Raw genomic sequence first — 17,144 nt, 5'->3', positions numbered from 1 at the left:
GCCGCGATGAGCGGCACCCCGCCGCCCCGACTGCATCTTCTGGGCGATGCAGCGCTGCTCTGCGAGTTGCCCGCGCCGGCCACGCTGGCGCAGCAGCAGCGCATCTGGGCCCTTGCGGAGCGCGCCCGGCAATGGCCCGGCGTTGGCGAAACGCTGCCGGGCATGAACAACCTCACGCTGACCTTCGACCCGACCGCGATCGACCTCGACACGCTCACTGCGTACGTTCTCGAAGCATGGCCGAAGCTGCCGACTGGTGGCGTGACGGGCCGGTTGGTCGAGATTCCGGTGGCCTACGGCGGCGAGCACGGGCCGGACCTGGCCGATGTCGCCGCCCACACCGGCCTCACGCCGGCCGAGGTGGTGCGGCGCCACAGCGGCGGTGAATACATCGTCTACCTGCTGGGCTTCCTGCCGGGCTTCGCCTTCATGGGCGGCCTGCCGCCCGAACTCGCCACGCCCCGCCGCGCCGAGCCGCGCACAGCGGTGCCCGCGCGCTCGGTCGGCATCGGAGGCGAGCAGACCGGCATCTACCCGCTGGTGTCGCCGGGCGGCTGGCAGCTGATCGGCCGCACCTCGCTCGAGCTGTTCGACCCCACGGCCGAATCGCCCACGCTCTTGCGCCCCGGGGACCGCGTGCGCTTCGTCGCAGAGAGCATGCAGACATGATCGTCATCCGCAAACCCGGCGTGCTCGCGTCGGTGCAGGACCTGGGCCGGCACGGCCATCGGCAGCTCGGCATCTGCCCGGGCGGCGCGCTCGACGTGCTGGCGCTCACGTTGGCCAACCGGCTCGTGGGCAACGCCGATGGCGCGGCGGGCCTCGAACTCACGATGGGCGGCTGCGAGCTGCAGTTCGAAGCCGACACGCGCATCGCCCTCACCGGCGACGACTTCAGCGCCAGCCTCGATGGCGTGCCGCTGTGGCCCTGCTGGAGCGTGCCGGTCGTGGCCGGCCAGACGCTCAGGCTCGCGGGCGCCAATGCACCCGGCGTGAAGAAGGTCGGCCTGCGCAGCTGGCTGGCGGTGGCGGGCGGCATCGACGTGCCGCAGATCCTCGGCTCGCGCAGCACCGACCTCAAGGCCGGCTTCGGTGGGCACGAAGGCCGTGCGCTGCGCAAGGGCGACCGGCTGCCGACGGGTACTTCGCCGCTGAACGCAGCGCAGCGCGAACGCCGAGCCTTCGGCCTGCGCGGTCCCGATTGGGGCCCCAACGAAGACGACGGCGCCATCGCCCTGCGCGTGCTGCCCGGCCCCGAGTTCGAACTGTTCACGCTGGGCGCGCGCGAGCAACTGTGGGGCGAGCGCTGGCGCATCACGCCGCAGAGCAACCGCATGGGCAGCCGGCTCGCGGGCGCCGAGCTCAAGCGCAAGCGCGGCGGCGACATGCTCTCGTCGGGCGTGATCCCCGGCACGATCCAGGTGCCGCCCTCGGGCCAGCCGATCATCCTGATGGGCGACGCGCAGACCACCGGCGGCTATCCGCGCATCGGCGTGGTCATTCGCGCCGATCTCTGGAAGCTCGCGCAGGCGCCGCTCAACGGCAGGCTGCGCCTCGTGCAGGTCGATCAGCCGCAGGCGCTGGCCGCATGGGCCGACCAGCAGCGCTACCTGTCGCAGGTGGCACAAGGGCTGGCCGCTGCAGGCTGGCCGAGCCCGGCATAGACTCCGCGGAACTCGCGGAAAAGGAAGCCCCACCATGCAAATCGACCTCAATGCCGACCTCGGCGAAGGCGCCGGCAGCGACGAAGCCCTGCTCGCACTTGTCAGCTCCGCCAACATCGCCTGCGGCTGGCACGCGGGCGACGCCAAGACCATGCAGCAGTGCGTGCGCTGGGCGATACAGAACGGCGTAGCCATCGGCGCGCACCCCAGCTTTCCGGACCGCGAGAACTTCGGCCGCAGCACCATGCACCTGCCGCCCGACGAGATCGTGGCCAACGTGCTCTACCAGGTGGGCGCGCTGGCGGCCATCGTGAAGGCCGAGGGCGGCAAGCTCTCGCACGTGAAGGCGCATGGCCAGCTCTACAACCAGGCCGTGAAGGAGCCCGAGCTGGCGGACGCGCTGTGCGAGGCGGTGCGCCGCTTCGACCCTTCGCTCAAGTTCTTCGGCCTAGCGGGCAGCAACATGATCGACGCGGCCCGTCGCGCCGGCCTCGCGCCGGTCGAAGAGGTGTTCGCCGACCGCGGCTACATGCCCGACGGCAGCCTCGTGCCGCGCAGCCAGCCTGGCGCGCTGATCGAGAGCGAAGAGCAGTCGATCGCGCAAACGCTCTCGCTGGTGCGCGACCACCGAGTGACCGCCATCGACGGCAGCGTCGTGCCCGTCAATGCGCAGACCGTGTGCCTGCATGGCGACGGCGCCCACGCACTGGCCTTTGCGCGCCGCATCCGCGAGCGGCTGCAGCAGGAAGGCATTGCCGTCCAGGCGATGGCCTGACGGACAACCTGAACACGCAACGGGCCGTGCCGTGGCAGCAAAGCCCATCAACGTCCTGCTGACCGGATTCGATCCTTTCGAGCAGGAAGCGATCAATCCGTCATGGGAAGCGGTGCATGCGCTCGACGGCTGGAAGAGCGGTCGCGCGACAGTGCATGCACGCCAGGTGCCCTGCGTCTTCGGCGATGCCATCGATGCGCTCGTCCGCGCGATGGACGAGCTCCAGCCGCAGCTGGTGCTGTGCATCGGCCAGGCCGGCGGGCGTGCGGAGTTCACGCCGGAGCGCATCGCCATCAACATCGACGATGCCCGCACGGCCGACAACAAGGGCCGCGAGCCCATCGACGTGCCCGTGGTGCCGGGGGCTCCCGCTGCGTATTTCTCGACGCTGCCGATCAAGGCCATGGTGCGTGACCTGCGCGCGGCCGGTGTGCCGGCCTCGGTGTCGAACAGCGCGGGCACCTTCGTCTGCAACCATATCTTCTATGGCCTGATGCACCGCATCGCGACGCATCCGGTGCTGGGGCAGCGCGGCGGCTTCATCCATATTCCCTGCCTGCCGGAGCAGGCAGCGCGCTTTCCGGGTGCGCCGAGCATGTCGCTTGAAACGATGGTCAAGGCCTTGCGTATCGCCGTGACGACCGCGCTCGCGGTGAAGCGCGACGTTGCCGAAACCGGCGGCCAGCTGCACTGAGGCGGCCGGCCAGCGCGTTCAGGCGGCAGCCGGGAAGTGCTTCGCCAGCCAGCCGTTGAGCGCGGCGTTGACGAGCTCGGGCTTTTCCATCGTCAGCATGTGGCCGCATTCGGGCACCCACACGACTTGCGCCTGCGGCAGCAGCGCCGCCATCTCGCTCGTGCACTCGGGCGGCGCGAGCCGGTCTTCGTCGCCGCACACCAGCAGCACCGGCGCGCGCAGCGACGCGAGGTGCAGCCGCGCATCGGGCCGCCGCATCACCGCGCGGTTCTGGCGGATGAGCTGCTCCGCGCCCGCGCCCAGCACGATGTCGAGGTAGCGCTGCACCATCACCGGGTCGGCCGCCTGTGTGGGGTGAAAGGCGAAGTAGACATTCGGCTCGATCACGTCGCGCACTTCGCCGCGCTCGAAGTATTCGATGGCGCCCTCGCGCAGCGTGAACATGTCGGGCGTCTCGGGCCGTGCGCTGGTGCCGAGCAGCGCGAGCCCGGCAATGCGCCCGGGCGCCTGGCGGGCCGCCTCCATGGCGACCATGCCGCCCATCGAGGCGCCGCACAGAATCAGCGGCCCCTCGTTGTCGCGCAGCACGGCTGCGGCCATGCCCTCGATGGTGTCGTTGTGCCGCTGGACGTCGCTCACGCGGGCGCCGAAGGCGGAGGGAAGGGCGGGCAATTGGGCTTCCCAGATGCGCTCGTCGCAAGCGAGGCCGGGCAGCAGGATGAGATTGGGCATGGAGACGGATTTTGCGCGAATGCGGCAGCCAGCGTCGCGGCATGGCGCATGGCATAGGCTTCCTGGCCAGCAGTCATCCGGAAGCGACCTCGGCATACTTTTGAGACTCATGCCGAGGACTCTCAATGAACCTGGTTGAACGCGCGCAATCCATCCTGCTCAAGCCCAAGGCCACATGGCCCGAGATCGACGCGGAGCCGGCCGACGCTGCTTCGCTCTACAGGAACTACGTGATGATCCTCGCGCTGATCCCGGCGGTGGCGAGCTTCATCGGCCTGTCGCTGATCGGCATCGGCGCCTTCGGTGTGAGCTTTCGCGTGCCGATCGTCTCGGGGCTCGCGAACATGGTCGTGGGCTACGTGCTGTCGCTGGTGATGGTGTTCGTGCTCGCACTCATCATCGACGCAATGGCGCCGACCTTCGAGGGCACCAGGAGCCAGATCGGCGCGCTCAAGCTGTCGGCCTATGCCAGCACCGCGGCCTTCGTTGGAGGCATCTTCAGCCTGCTGCCTTCGCTGTCGGTTCTCGGTGCGCTGGCGGCGCTGTACGGCGTGTACCTGCTCTACACCGGCCTGCCGGTGCTCATGAAGTGCCCGCTCGACAAGGCCATTGCGTACACCGCGGTTGTGGTGGTCTGCGCCATCGTCGGCGGCTTCATCATCGCGTGGGTGCTGGCGCTGCTCACGCCGTCGCCGGTACGGCTCTAGGCGCGGTGGCGGTCGAGCAACAGCTTGCGGGCCACAAAAGCCCGAGCGTCACGCGCACGGTGGAAAATGGGCGTCAATGCCAACGCCCAAGCCCGACACCACCACCGACCTGATCCTCATCCGCCACGGCGAAACCGCCTGGAACCGCGAACTGCGCTTTCAGGGGCACGCCGATGTTCCGCTCAATGACATCGGCCATGAGCAAGCCCGCCGCCTCGGCCTGCGGCTGGCCGGCGAGACGGTGGTGCAACACATTCTCAGCAGCGACCTCATGCGGGCGCAGCAGACCGCAGCGCCCGCGGCGTCGCAGCTGTCGCTGCCGGTGGTCACTTCTGCGGGGCTGCGCGAGCAGTTCTTCGGCGTGGTCGAGGGCATGCGCTCCGACGAAATCCAGAGCCTGCATCCGCGCGCCTGGGAAGAGTGGCTGGAGTTTCGCGAAGACCACGCCATGCCCGAAGGCGAGACGGCGCGCGAGTTCCACACGCGCATCATCGCGGCGCTGGGCAGCATCGCCGCCGCGCACAAGGGGCAGCACCTGATCGTCGTCACCCATGGCGGCGTGCTCGACATGGTGTGGCGCACTGCAAGGGGCCTGAGCCTGAGCGGGCCGCGCCAGAGCGACATTCCCAATGCGGGCTTCAACCGCATCCGCATCGCCGACGCGGCCCGGCCCGACGACATCGAGATCGTCGAGTGGGCCGACACGCGACACCTGGCCGACCTGCCGCCGCAGCCGACCTACGACCAGACGCGGCACCTGAAGAACAAGGATTGAGGAAGGGCCCTCGGCCTCAGCCGCAGCTGCCCGCCTTCGGCGTGCGCAGCAGCGGCTGGCCGGCGCCAACGCCCGTGGGCTTGCCGCCGTCGACGGCGAGCTGCCCGTTCACCAGCACCGTGCTCACGCCTTCCGACAGCAGCGTCGGCTGCGTGTAGGTGGCTTTCGCCGCATAGCGCGCCGGATCGAACACCACCACGTCGGCGTAGTAGCCCGGGCGCAGGTGCCCGCGCTGCTTCAGCCCCAGCGTGTCGGCCGTGAGCGACGAGCTGCTGCGGATGAACTGCGCCAGCGAGATCGTGTGCTCCTTCACCACGTACTGGTCGTACTTGCGCGCGAAGGTGCCGTAGGCGCGCGGATGGCCCAGCGACGAGTCGGACGAGGTCATGACCCACGGCCGCTTCATGAAGGCGCGCACGTCGTCGTCGCTCTGGTTGAACGAGGCGATCATCAGGTCGCCGTCGCGCAGCACCGCGATGGCGGCTTCCACCGGATCGGCGTTCGACGCCTTGGCCACGTCGGCCAGCGTCTTGCCCACGTACTTCGTGCTGCCCGCCGAGAACAGGATGGCCTCGGGGCCGCCGCGCAGCCGCAGGTTCTCGCGCATGTCCTTGCGCAGGCGCTCCTGCTGCGAGGCGTCGTCGAAGCGCTGCAGCGTCGCCGCACGGCCGCCCTCGTTGGCCCAGGGCGGCAGCAGCGCGGCCGAGAAGCGCGTGCTCGACGCGGTCCACGGATAGTGGTCGGCCGTGATGTCCAGCCCGCCCGCGCGTTCCTTCTCGATGCGCTTGATGATGTCGCCGCTCTGGCCCTGCACGTCGACGCCCAGCGCCTTGATGTGCGCCACATGCACTGGCAGCTTCGCCTCGTGGCCGATGCGGATCGCCTCGTCGATGGAGCCCTTGAGGCCGATGTTGTACATGGACTCGTCGCGGATGTGGCTGTCGTACAGGCCGCCGTGCCGCGCCGCCACCTTCGCGAGCTCGATGACCTCCTCGGTTTTCGAGAAGTTCTGCGGCGTGTAGAAGAGCCCGGTCGAAAGGCCAAGCGCGCCTTCGCACATGCCCTGGCTCACGCGCTTCTTCATCGCCTCGAGCTGCTCGGGCGTCGGTGCCCGGTTGGCTTCGCCCAGCTCGCTCATGCGCACCGGGCCGAAGCCCACGTACATGGCCACGTTGGTGCCCACCGGCGCGGCACGCAGCTTCTGCGCCTGCGCCGCGATGTCGAAGCCGCCGAAGCCGTCGTTGCCGATTACCGCGGTGGTCACGCCCTGCGTGATGAACGGGATGTTCAGCCGCTTCTTCGGATCGTTCGAGTGCAGGTCGGCATCCGCATGCGTGTGGGCGTCGATGAAGCCCGGCGCCACCACCATGCCCGTGGCGTCGATGACGCGCCTTGCCGTGAACTGCGCTGGCGCCGCCTTGCCCGCGAACACGATGCGGTCGCCCGCGATGCCGACATCGCCCACCACCGGCGTGTCGGAGTCGCCCGTGTAGACGGTGCCGCCGCGCAGCAGCAGGTCGAGCGCGACGGGCGTTCCCTCGGCGGCATGCAGGGTGGGTGCGAAGGGTGCGAGGGCCGAGAGAACGGCCAGCGTGACGAGAGACTTGCGCATGGGCGATGGGGCCTTGAAGGCTTCTTGTCGATAGGGAGCGGCCAGTTTAGGAGCCGCCTCCGGGTCATCGCCAATTCCTTTTGCACCATGCCCCATGACCTGAAGGCATGGGCTGCCGGGCGGTGCTCGCAGATGCGCTCAGGCGTGCGTCGCAAGCTGCCCGAGGCCGAGGCGCTCGTACACCGCCGCCGTCTGCCGGCGCAGGCGCAGCGACTCGGGCTGGCCATTGAGCTGTTGCTGGAGGATGCCCTGGGCAGCGGACAGCGAAGCCTCCGTACCGCTGCGCACCAGCGCATCGAGATACACCTGCTCGAACAGGTCGCGCTGCGCGTGGCTGCCGCCGATCTCGATCATGCGCGGCAGGGCAGTGCCGAGCCCTTCGATGGCTGCCGCGAGATCGCTGCGCGCATGCGCCACCAGTCCGTGCGCGGCCGGCACGCACACGCGCTGCCATGCCGCGCGCGTCGATGCCGGCGCGTTCGGCGCGAAGGCCACTATGTTGCACAGCAGAACCTCCGCCTCGGGGCGCCCGGCGCGCGCCAGGCCGTAGAGGTACTGCAGGTCGAGAAAGGGCAGCACGTGGTCGGCCTGGCGCTGCCGCAGGTAGCCGGCCACGTCCTCCCAGCGCCTGCCCACGTCGATGCCCGCGAGCTCCAGCCGTGCGAGCAGCGAGACGGCGCCGATCTGGTCCTGCGAGTAGTCCTTCACCACGCCCCAGGCATGCTCGTCGTACACCGCGAGCGCTTCGGCATCGCGACCCAGGTCGATGAGGAACAGCGCCATGTGCCACCAGTTGTGCGTGACCATGAACGAGTTGAGGCCGGTCCAGGTGTCGCTCACGCTCTGCATGAACGCCAGCCCTTCGGCGAGCCGGCCCTCGGTGAGCATCACGTGCGCCAGCGCATGGTGCGCCCACGGCTCCTTGCGGCACATGGCGATGGCGCGGCGTGCGCTCGCCTCGGCCTCGCGCATCAGGTGGCACTGCTCGTAGCCGAAGGCCGCCATGCCGTGCACGTAGGGCACGTCGGCCGCGTGCGGCAGCACTGCCAGCGCGAGCTTAAGCATGCCCGGGCAGTCGCCGGTGTTGAAGCAGTGGTACTGGCCGAGCTTGACCGACACCAGGTCGCGCGGATGCTCGCGGGCCTGCTCCGCATGCAGCGAGATGGCGCGGGCGATGTCGCCGTCGGCCCAGGCCTCGATGGCCGCGATGTAGCGCTGCTCGCGCGGCGTCGCGCGTGCGGCGCCGGCGCGGGCCTTGTCGAGAAAGGGCCGGGCGTTGGCGACGGCCTCGCGCGATTCGGCGAACAGGTGCAGCGTGGCGCAGTAGGCCTGCACGATGGGGCTCGCATCGGTGTCGGCCACCGCGATCAGGTTGACGGCGCGAGCCTCTGTCGAGATGAACCCCATGACGAAGTCGTCGACCAGCGGCAGGCTGGTGGGGTCGTCGAGGGTGAGCGGGTTGCCGAGGCTGTCGGCGAGCGGTTTTCCGGAGGGCATGGCGGCATGGTGCCATGCCCCCGGAGATGCTTCAACGACTCAGACACCGGCCTGTTGGTGGCGGTACTCCTGCGTCTTGCCGCCGTAGCCGTAGGCCGCGCCGCGCGCGTCGATCACGTGGATGTACGACACCTCGTGCAGGTCCGGCCGGATCTTCGCCATGGCCGCGTGCACCTCGCGCAGGTAGCGCGCCTTCTCGGCCTTGGTGTTGGTCTCGTCAGTGATGCTGATGTCGAGATGGAACGCCGACTTGCCGAGCGAGGCAAGCGTCTGGCCGCCGATGAACCAGGCGTCGGCGGCGATGTACTGCACAGTGATGGCGATCACCGGCAATTGCTTGCCGAGCACGCTCTGGGTGAGCTCGGCGACCGTGTCGACGGTCTTGCGGGTGAGGGCGGCGTCGGGTTGGCCGGAGAGGTGGACGACGATGTGGGGCATGGTGGACTCCTGGGTGAATGAGTGGTCGATGGGGCGATTGTGGGAACTCCCTATCAATCGGAAAAGCGGGAAGATATGATGGATTTCATCGGATTAACGGATGGATGAGTCATGCAAGGCTTTGATCTGGAGCAACTGCGCACGCTGGCGGCGGTCGTCGACGCAGGCAGCCTGACGGCCGCCGCGCCGCGCGTCTTTCTTTCGCAGTCGTCGGTCAGCGAGCAGATCCGCAAGCTGGAAGAGCGGGCCGGGCAGTCGCTGCTCACGCGCAGCAAGGCGGGCGTTTCACCCACCGAGGCGGGCGTGCGGCTGCTGGGCTATGCGCGGCGCATCCTGTCGCTGAGCGACGAGGCGTTTCGCGACCTGCACGGCGAGACACTGCAGGGCGAGCTGCGCCTCGCCGTCACCGACTACTTCCGGCCCGGGGACCTGACGCGCCTGCTGGGGCGGCTCGGCGAGAGTTATCCGCAAGTGCGGCTGCACGTCACCATCCTGAAGAGCGACGATCTGCGCGCTGCATATGCGCGCGGAGATTTCGATGTGGGCGTGGCGATGAACATCGCCGGGGTTTCCGCCGCGCAGCCCCGGGCGTCGGTGATCCGGCGCGAATCGCTGGCGTGGCTGGGCGCGGCGGGCATGCGGCTCGTGCGTGGCGAGCCGGTGCGGCTGCTGGCCTTGCCGGACACCTGTTCGCTGCACCAGTTCACCGTGGCGCTGCTGCGGCGCCGGCGGGTGCCCTACGCGCTGGCGCATGTGGCTTCGGGCGTGGCGGGGCTGCAGTCGGCGCTGGCTGCGGGGCTGGGCGTGGCCTGCCTCAACGAATCGGCCATCAGCGACGGCGTGGCACGGCTGGCCACCCCCCACGGGCTGCCGGCGCTGCCGCGTGTCGCCTTTGAGTTCTTGCCCGGTCGCAGGGGAGAAACGGCGTTCGTGACCCGGGCCCGGGAGCTGCTGGCCACGCATCTGGTGTGAGCCCGGCTCTGGGGTGGCGCGGGATTTGCGTCACGTCTGCCATGGATGCGCCACCTCCCACCACCCCACCGGATTGGCTGCGCCATTCCCGTTTCGATGACGCGCAGGCGATCTTTTCGGGCACCTTGTTCGTCGCCATTGCCATGATGCTGTTCGGCCAGGCGGGTCTGCTCACGGGCGGCACGGCCGGCGTCGCGTTTCTGTTGCACTACGCAACTGGCGTGAGCTTTGGAAAGCTGTTCTTCCTGGTCAATCTGCCGTTCTACTGGTTCGCATGGCGCCACATGGGGCGGGCGTTCACGATCAAGACTTTCTCGGCGATTGCGTTGCTCTCGCTGATGACCGACTGGGCGCCGCGCTACCTGTCGATCGATTCACTGCACCCGGCTTTTGCGGCCGTGCTCGGTGGCTTGCTGCTGGGCACCGGCTGTCTGTTCCTCGCCCGCCACCGCGCGAGCCTGGGTGGTGCGACGGTGTTGACGTTGTATCTGCAGGAAAAGCGCGGGTGGCCGGCTGGCAAGGTGCAGATCGGGATCGACTGCACGGTGGTGTTGCTCGCGTTGTTTGTGATTCCACCGCAGCGTGTGGGGTGGTCGGTGCTGGCTGCGGTGGTGATGGGGCTCTTTCTCTGGATCAACCACAAGCCTGGGAGGTATGCGGCGACTTGAGCTTGCTGTTCTCCGGGGTGCGTGCGAATGGCACCGGGTACTCCCCTGCGCGAATGTCCCCCGTCGGCGTGATCGCTCCCCGAGCAACGCACGCCAAGCGTTAAGGCGCAATAGGCCAGGGCCGCTGAGGCTCCCGAATCTGCTCGAACGCACGCGAAACGCGCAGCACCCCGAGGTCGTCGAAACGCTGCCCGGCAATCTGAAGACCGATCGGCAATCCACCCGCCGAGTACCCGCAATTCACCGAAGCCGCCGGCTGCTCCGACATGTTGAACGGCACCGTGAACCCGATGTGCTCCAGTGGCCTCAAGGGATCGTTCGTGGGCGAAGGCGCCTCCGCCGCTGCGGGCATGTTCGGCGACACCGGCGAGATGACGTAGTCGAAGCGCGCGCAGGCGCTCACCGCCGCCACGCGCGTCGCATGGAACTGGCTGAAGCTGCGGAACACGTGCTCGCCGCTGAACTCCGCCGCGCTCTCGGCCCATTCACGGATGTAGGGCAGCACCTTCGAGCGCTGGTCGGCTCGCAGGCCCTTCATGTCCACCAGCGAGCGCATGCGCCACAGATGGTCCATGCCGTCGAGCATTGCCTGCGACATGAAAGGCTGCATCGGTTCGATGATGGCACCGGCCTTCTCCAGCAGGCGTGCCGCGTGTTCGACCGCTGCCTGGATTTCAGGCTCCACCGCCAGTCCGCAGCCCGCGTCGAGCAACAGGCCGATGCGCAGACCGCGCAAGTGATCGGGTGACACGTCGAAGCTGTCCCAGGCCATGTCCTGCGGCGGCAGGCTCATGCTGTCGCGCGCATCGGGCTTCGACAGCGCCTGCATCAGCAGAGCCGCGTCGCCAACGGTACGCGTCATCGGCCCTGCGGCACGGCCCATGTACGGCGGATCGATGGGGATGCGCCCCAGGCTCGGCTTGAGCGTGAAGATGCCGCACCAGCTCGCGGGCAAGCGCAGCGAGCCGCCGATGTCGGTGCCCAGATGCAGCGGGCCATAGCCGGCGGCAGCCGCAGCACCTGCACCCGCACTGGAGCCGCCCGGCGTCAGGCGCAGGTCCCACGGATTGCGCGCCAGCGTGTGAAAGCTCGACAGGCCCGAAGACAACATGCCGTAGTCCGGCATCGTCGTCTTGCTCACGATCACCGCGCCGGCTTCTTTCAAGCGTGCGGCCGGTGGCGCATCGGCAGCCGCGGGCTTCAGGTCGACGGCGGCGGTGCCGGCTGGCATCGGATCACCGCGCGTCGCGATGTTTTCCTTGATGGTGGCCGGCACGCCGTCGAGTGGGCCGAGCGCATCGCCGCGCTGCCAGCGCGCTTCCGAAGCGCGCGCCTGCTCGAGCGCGGCCTCGGGCCTGAAGAGCCAGGTGGCCTGCAGGTGCGGCTCCCAGCGCTCGATCTGCGCGATCACGGCCTGCGTGACCTCTACCGGCGAGAGCTTGCGGTCGCGGTAGGCCGCGGCCAGCTCCTGTGCGGACAGGTCGTTCAACCCCACGACAGCGCCGACAGGTCGTTCACGAAGATCGGGTTGTCCTTCCAGATGCCCTTGACGTTCTTCTTCGCGACGGTCGGGAACTGCGGCTGGTACAGGAAGCCGTTGGCAGCGTCGGTGGCCAGCAGTTTCTGCGCGTCGCCGAGCAGCTTGTTGCGCTCGGTGGCGCTGGCCGTGGACTTGATCTTGTCGAACAGCGTGTTGAAGGCCTTCGACTGGTAGCCCCAGTAGTAGTCCGACTTGGCGTAGTTGCCGAGGTCGAAGGGCTCCACGTGCGAGACGATCGACAGGTCGTAGTCCTTGTTGCCGTAGGTGCCGCTGAGCCATTGGGCCCATTCCACGTTCTGCACCTTCACGACGATGCCGATCTTGGCGAGCTGGGCCACGATCACTTCGCCGCCCTGGCGGGCATACGGCGGCGGCGGCAGTGTCATGGTGAGTTCGAGCGGCGTCTTCACGCCGGCTTCGGCCAGCAGCTTCTTGGCCTTCTCGATGTCGAAGGGGTTGATGCCGGTGGTGTCGACATAGCCCGCAGCGCCCGGCACGTAGTGGCTGCCGATGGGCACGCCGAAGCCGTCGGCCGCGCCTTCGATCACGGCCTTGCGGTCGATGGCGGCAAGAATGGCACGGCGCACGCGCACGTCGTCCAGTGGCTTTTTCTTGTTGTTGATCGAAAGAATCGTCTTGGCGCGCGAGCCCGCCAGGATCACCTGGAACTGCGGGTTCGCCTTGAACTGCGGCACCACGCGCGTGCCGATGCGCGCGAACACATCGACGTCGCCCGAGAGCATGGCAGCGGCCTGCGCAGCGGTATCGGAGATGAAGCGGAACGTGACCTTGTTGATCTTCGCGGTGGCGGGGCTGCGAAAGCCTTCCCACTTGCTCAGCGTGATCGACGAACCCTTGGCCCAGCTGTCGAGCTTGTAGGGGCCGGTGCCGACCGGCTTGGTGGCGTTGCCCTCGGCACTCTTGGGCTCGACGATCACGGCCGTGGCCTGGCCCAGCACAAAGGGCAGGTCGGGGTCGATCTCCTTGTTGATGATGACGACGGTGTAGTCGTCCACCACCTGCGTTGCGAGGTTGGCGAAGGTGCGCTTGTCCTTGTTGGTGCTCTTCTCGCCGCCTGCGCGGTCGAACGAGAACTTCACGGTGGCCGCGTTGAAGGGCTCGCCGTTCTGGTACTTCACGCCGCGCCGCAGCTTGAAGGTGTAGGTCTTCAGGTCGGGCGAGATTTCCCAGCTCTCGGCCAGCAGCGGCGTGACGCTGCCGTCGGCATTGATCTTGGTGAGCGTCTCGAGGATGTTGTAGTGCACCACCTCGGCGATGGCGGCGGCGGCGCCGGTGGTCGGGTCGAGCCCCGGCGGTTCGAGCGCCATGCCGATCACGATGGCGTCCTTCCGGCCCTGCGCCATGCCGGCGAGCGGGGTGGCCAGCGCAACGGTGGCGCCAGCGGTGGTGAGAAGGGTGCGACGGTTCAACATACGTGTGATCTCCGGATAGACAACAAGCCAGGTTCGAATGACGACTGCTCCGGCGTGCGCCATGCCCCGAAGGGAGGCGCGACGCCGCGAAAGACACGACACGCAGCACGAAAGATGCCACGTGCGCAGCCGGTCATTCTCTCGCAGGGGGCGAGCCGGTGCGCGGCCCGCGGGGCGGTTTTTCCTCGGGACGTTCCCGTAGGCGAGAGAGCCGGGTCAGCCCCAGGACAGGGCCGCGATGTCGTTCACGAAGATCGGCGTGTCCTTCCACAGCCCGCGCAGGTTGCGCGCCGCCACGGTAATGAACTGCGGCTGGTACAGGAAGACGTTGGCCGCGTCTTCCGCCAGCAGCCGCTGCGCGTCGCCCAGGTAGCGCAGGCGGTCGGAGGTGCGCGCGGCGTTGCGCGCCTTGTCGAAGACCTCGTTGAACCTGGCCGACTGGTAGCCCCAGTAGTACTCGGGCTTGGTGTAGTTCACCAAGTCGAAGGGCTCGACGTGCAGGATCAGCGAGAGGTCGTAGTTCTTGTTGCCGTAGGTGCCGCTGATCCATTGCGCCCATTCGACGTTCTGGATCTTCGCGACGATGCCCACCTTGGCGAGCTGCGCGGCGATCAGCTCGCCGCCCTGGCGTGCATAGGGCGGGGGCGGCAGCACGAGCTCGAGTTCGAGCGGCGTCTTCACGCCGGCTTCGGCCAGCAGCTGCCTGGCCTTCTCGACGTTGTAGGGGTTGATGCCGGTGGTGTCGATGTATCCCGGCGCGCCCGGCACGTAGTGGCTGCCGATGGGCACGCCCCGGCCGTCGACGGCGGCTTCGATCACCGCCTTGCGGTCGATGGCCGCGGAAATCGCGCGGCGCACGCGCACGTCGTCCAGCGGCTTGCGCTTGTTGTTGATGGCCAGGATGGTCTTGCCGCGCGAGGCGTTGAACACCACCTGGAAGCGCTTGTCGTTCTGGAACTGCGGCAGGCTGCGCGACACCGAGGCATGCGGAAACAGGTCGATGTCGCCCGAGAGCAGCGCGGTGGTCTGCGCGGCCGGCTCGGAGATGAAGCGGAAGCTGGCCTTGCGGATCTGCACCGTGTCGGCATTGCGCCAGCCGTCCCACTTGGCGAGCACGATGCCCGAGCCCTTGGACCAGCTGTCGAGCCTGTAGGGCCCGGTGCCGACCGGCTTGGTGGCGTTGGTCTCTACGGTCTTGGGCTCGACCTGGATTGCCGAGGCCTGGCCCAGCAGGAACAGCAGGTCGGGCTCGATCTCCTTCGTGATGAGCACCACCGTGTGTTCGTCGACCGCCTGCGTCGCGATGTTGGTGAAGGTGCGCTTGTCCTTGTTGGTGCTGTTGGCCGCGGCCGCGCGGTCGAACGAGAACTTGACGCTCTGCGCGTTGAAGGGTTCGCCGTTCTGGAACTTCACGCCACGCTTGAGCTTGAAGGTGACGGTCTTCAGGTCGGGCGACACCTCCCAGCTGTCGGCCAGCAGCGGCGTGACGCTGCCGTCGGAGTTGATCTTGGTGAGGGTTTCGAAGACGGTGTAGAGCACCACCTCGGCGATCTCGGCACCTGCCTTGGCCGTGGGGTCGAGGCCCGTGGGCTCCAGCGTGAGGCCGAGCACCAGCGAATCTTTTTTTCTCTGCGCCAGCGCGATGGTCGGCAGGGCCAGCGGTGTCAGGGCTGCGGCGCCGGTGGCGAGCAGGGTGCGTCGTTTGAGCATGAAGCGGTGTCCTCGGAACAGGGGGCAAGCATCATCCGCGAGAGCAGGGCGCCAGCGCAACCAGATGCTTATGACCCACTCATCCTAGAGACTGCGGGCGACGCTTCGGTGTCAGGCCGGCAGCAGCGTGCCGCCCGTGGGCGTGCGCGGCACTGCATCGAGCAGCGTGCGCGTGTACTCGTGCTGGGCGTGATGGAAGAGCTCGGCGGGCGGACCCTGCTCGACGATCTTGCCTTTCCACACCACGCAGACCTCGTCACACAGATGGTTGACCACCGCGAGGTCGTGACTGATGAGCAGGTAGCTGATGCCGAATTGCTGCTGCAGGTCTTGCATGAGGTTGAGCACTTGCGCCTGCACCGACACGTCGAGCGCGCTGACGGGTTCGTCGGCGACTATGAGCTTGGGGCGCGTGATGAGGGCGCGCGCGATGGCGATGCGCTGGCGCTGTCCGCCCGAAAACTCGTGCGGGTACTTGTCCATGTCTGTTGTGCGCAGGCCGACCGCTGCCAATGCTTCGGAAGCGCGTTCGCGCTGCACGGCGCGGCTGGTCTCGGCCAGCGCTTCGAGCGGTTCGGCGACGATGCGCGCCACGGTCTGGCGCGGGTCGAGCGAGCCGTAGGGGTCCTGGAACACCATCTGGAAATCGCGCCGCGCGGTGCGCAGTTCGGCCTTGGGCAGCGCATGCAGATCGCGACCTTCGAGGCGCACGCTGCCCGAGGTGGGCGTGTCGAGCGCCATCACGAGGCGAGCGATGGTCGACTTGCCCGAGCCCGATTCGCCGACGATGCCCACGCTCTTGCCGGCCTGCACTTCGAAGCTCACGCCGTTGAGCGCCTTCACGGTGGGTGGCGGGCCGAAGAGCTTTTCGCGCGGCAATGCGTAGTGGCGTACGAGATCGGTGACCTGCAGCAGCGGTGGAGTGGTGGCCGTGCTCATGGTGCGATGGCCCCTTCCGTGGCGATCTCTTCGAGCCGGATGCAACGCACCGTGTGATCCTGCGGCAGCATCGTGGCTGGCGGCCGGGTGGTCTTGCAGGCCTCGAAGGTGTAGCTGCACCGGCCCGCGAAGGGGCAGCCCTTCGGCAGGTCGACCAGCTCGGGCACGCTGCCCTTGATGGTGGCCAGCCGCAGGCCGCGCGGTGCCCCGATGGCGGGACGCGCGGCGAACAGGCCCTGCGTGTAGGGATGGGCGCGGCGCGCGAACACCGCCTCCGTCGGGCCACTCTCGACCACGCTGCCGCCGTACATCACCAGCATCTTCGAGACCGTCTGCGCGATCACGCCGAGGTCGTGCGAGATCAGGATCAGCGCCATGCCGCGCTCGGCCACGAGGCTCTGGATCAGTTCGAGGATCTGCTTCTGGATGGTGACGTCGAGCGCGGTCGTCGGCTCGTCGGCAATCAGCAGGTCGGGCCCGCAGGCGAGCGCCATCGCGATGCCGATGCGCTGGCGCTGGCCGCCGGAGAACTGGTGCGGATAGGCGTCGAGGCGCGAGGCTGCATCGGGAATGCCCACGCGGTCGAGCAGCGCGAGCACTTCCTTGCGAGCGTCGGCCTTCGAGAGACCGCGGTGCAGCCGCAGCGGTTCACCAACCTGGCGCGCGATGGTGTGCACCGGGTTCAGCGCCGTCATCGGCTCCTGGAAGATCATGCCGATGCGATTGCCTCGAATCTGGCACATGGCTTTCTCGTCGCGGCCGATGAGCTCGGTGTCGTCGAAACGGATGCTGCCCGTGACCTTCGCGGTCGAGGGCAGCAGGCCCATCAGCGACATCACGGTGATCGACTTGCCGCAGCCCGATTCGCCAACGATGCCCAGCGTTTCGCCGCGCTCCAGCGTGAAGCCGATGCCGCGCACAGCCTCGGCGGGGCCGCGCTGCGTCTGCAGTTCGATGTGCAGGTCTTTGACTTCGAGCAGGGGCATCT

At 68.2% G+C, this 17,144-nt stretch carries 17 protein-coding genes; 8 read left to right on the top strand and 9 right to left on the bottom strand.

Features of this window, described 5'->3' with window-relative positions:
* Window positions 1–6 precede the first annotated feature (6 nt).
* Genes pxpB through pcp form a run of 4 tightly spaced genes read left to right on the top strand, consistent with a single transcriptional unit; the run spans window position 7 to window position 3,133 of the window.
* Window positions 7–669: a 5-oxoprolinase subunit PxpB gene (gene pxpB, locus AC07O3_RS21895; RefSeq protein WP_495340334.1), complete on the top strand. Its 663-nt coding sequence runs from the start codon at window positions 7–9 to the stop codon at window positions 667–669.
* Window positions 666–1,664, top strand: a complete 999-nt coding sequence (locus AC07O3_RS21890) for a 5-oxoprolinase subunit C family protein (protein WP_495340333.1) — start codon at window positions 666–668, stop codon at window positions 1,662–1,664. The genes pxpB and AC07O3_RS21890 overlap by 4 nt, the downstream gene beginning before the upstream one ends.
* A 34-nt stretch (window positions 1,665–1,698) precedes the next feature.
* Entirely contained in the window at window positions 1,699–2,439 is a 741-nt protein-coding gene (pxpA, locus tag AC07O3_RS21885; RefSeq protein ID WP_093059908.1) for a 5-oxoprolinase subunit PxpA, read from the top strand.
* A gap of 31 nt (window positions 2,440–2,470) precedes the next feature.
* Complete coding sequence (pcp, locus tag AC07O3_RS21880) at window positions 2,471–3,133, top strand: pyroglutamyl-peptidase I (protein ID WP_495340332.1); 663 nt, start codon at window positions 2,471–2,473, stop codon at window positions 3,131–3,133.
* Window positions 3,134–3,151: 18 nt separating this feature from the next.
* On the opposite strand, the gene AC07O3_RS21875 is transcribed toward pcp, so the two are convergent.
* Window positions 3,152–3,865, bottom strand: a complete 714-nt coding sequence (locus tag AC07O3_RS21875; RefSeq protein ID WP_426390295.1) for an alpha/beta fold hydrolase — start codon at window positions 3,863–3,865, stop codon at window positions 3,152–3,154.
* Between the two features lie 125 nt (window positions 3,866–3,990).
* On the opposite strand from AC07O3_RS21875, the gene AC07O3_RS21870 reads away from it, so the two are divergent.
* Window positions 3,991–4,572, top strand: coding sequence for a Yip1 family protein (locus AC07O3_RS21870; RefSeq protein WP_495340331.1), 582 nt, complete (start codon window positions 3,991–3,993; stop codon window positions 4,570–4,572).
* Between the two features lie 76 nt (window positions 4,573–4,648).
* Window positions 4,649–5,347 (top strand): histidine phosphatase family protein, encoded by a 699-nt coding sequence (locus AC07O3_RS21865; protein ID WP_093059900.1) that lies wholly within the window; start codon window positions 4,649–4,651, stop codon window positions 5,345–5,347.
* A gap of 16 nt (window positions 5,348–5,363) precedes the next feature.
* Here the strand turns inward: AC07O3_RS21865 and AC07O3_RS21860 are convergent, their stop codons facing one another.
* The 3 genes from AC07O3_RS21860 to AC07O3_RS21850 form a co-directional block, all read right to left on the bottom strand.
* Entirely contained in the window at window positions 5,364–6,959 is a 1,596-nt protein-coding gene (locus AC07O3_RS21860; RefSeq protein ID WP_093079476.1) for an N-acyl-D-amino-acid deacylase family protein, read from the bottom strand.
* Window positions 6,960–7,097: 138 nt separating this feature from the next.
* Window positions 7,098–8,456: a tetratricopeptide repeat protein gene (locus AC07O3_RS21855; RefSeq protein ID WP_495340330.1), complete on the bottom strand. Its 1,359-nt coding sequence runs from the start codon at window positions 8,454–8,456 to the stop codon at window positions 7,098–7,100.
* A 39-nt stretch (window positions 8,457–8,495) separates the two neighbouring features.
* Complete coding sequence (locus AC07O3_RS21850; RefSeq protein ID WP_093059894.1) at window positions 8,496–8,894, bottom strand: tautomerase family protein; 399 nt, start codon at window positions 8,892–8,894, stop codon at window positions 8,496–8,498.
* A 111-nt stretch (window positions 8,895–9,005) separates the two neighbouring features.
* Here AC07O3_RS21850 and AC07O3_RS21845 point away from each other — a divergent pair, with 111 nt between their 5' ends.
* Together AC07O3_RS21845 and AC07O3_RS21840 are read left to right on the top strand one after the other, a co-directional pair.
* Window positions 9,006–9,866 (top strand): LysR family transcriptional regulator, encoded by an 861-nt coding sequence (locus tag AC07O3_RS21845; RefSeq protein WP_354338062.1) that lies wholly within the window; start codon window positions 9,006–9,008, stop codon window positions 9,864–9,866.
* Between the two features lie 41 nt (window positions 9,867–9,907).
* Window positions 9,908–10,534, top strand: coding sequence for a YitT family protein (locus AC07O3_RS21840; protein ID WP_495340461.1), 627 nt, complete (start codon window positions 9,908–9,910; stop codon window positions 10,532–10,534).
* A 100-nt stretch (window positions 10,535–10,634) separates the two neighbouring features.
* On the opposite strand, the gene AC07O3_RS21835 is transcribed toward AC07O3_RS21840, so the two are convergent.
* The 5 genes from AC07O3_RS21835 to AC07O3_RS21815 all read right to left on the bottom strand — a co-directional run bounded on the left by AC07O3_RS21835 (window position 10,635) and on the right by AC07O3_RS21815 (window position 17,142).
* Window positions 10,635–12,029 (bottom strand): amidase, encoded by a 1,395-nt coding sequence (locus AC07O3_RS21835; protein WP_495340329.1) that lies wholly within the window; start codon window positions 12,027–12,029, stop codon window positions 10,635–10,637.
* Entirely contained in the window at window positions 12,020–13,507 is a 1,488-nt protein-coding gene (locus AC07O3_RS21830; RefSeq protein ID WP_354338065.1) for an ABC transporter substrate-binding protein, read from the bottom strand. The genes AC07O3_RS21835 and AC07O3_RS21830 overlap by 10 nt, the downstream gene beginning before the upstream one ends.
* A 216-nt stretch (window positions 13,508–13,723) precedes the next feature.
* Window positions 13,724–15,217, bottom strand: coding sequence for an ABC transporter substrate-binding protein (locus AC07O3_RS21825; protein WP_093059884.1), 1,494 nt, complete (start codon window positions 15,215–15,217; stop codon window positions 13,724–13,726).
* Between the two features lie 111 nt (window positions 15,218–15,328).
* Window positions 15,329–16,156: an ATP-binding cassette domain-containing protein gene (locus AC07O3_RS21820; RefSeq protein ID WP_093059882.1), complete on the bottom strand. Its 828-nt coding sequence runs from the start codon at window positions 16,154–16,156 to the stop codon at window positions 15,329–15,331.
* Window positions 16,153–17,142, bottom strand: coding sequence for an ABC transporter ATP-binding protein (locus AC07O3_RS21815; protein ID WP_495340328.1), 990 nt, complete (start codon window positions 17,140–17,142; stop codon window positions 16,153–16,155). The genes AC07O3_RS21820 and AC07O3_RS21815 overlap by 4 nt, the downstream gene beginning before the upstream one ends.
* Window positions 17,143–17,144 lie beyond the last annotated feature (2 nt).

It is taken from the genome of Variovorax sp. GW821-FHT09D05 (genome assembly GCF_059416325.1).
Note: the sequence above shows the minus strand (reverse complement) of the source record. Positions and strands in the feature narration are given on the sequence as shown.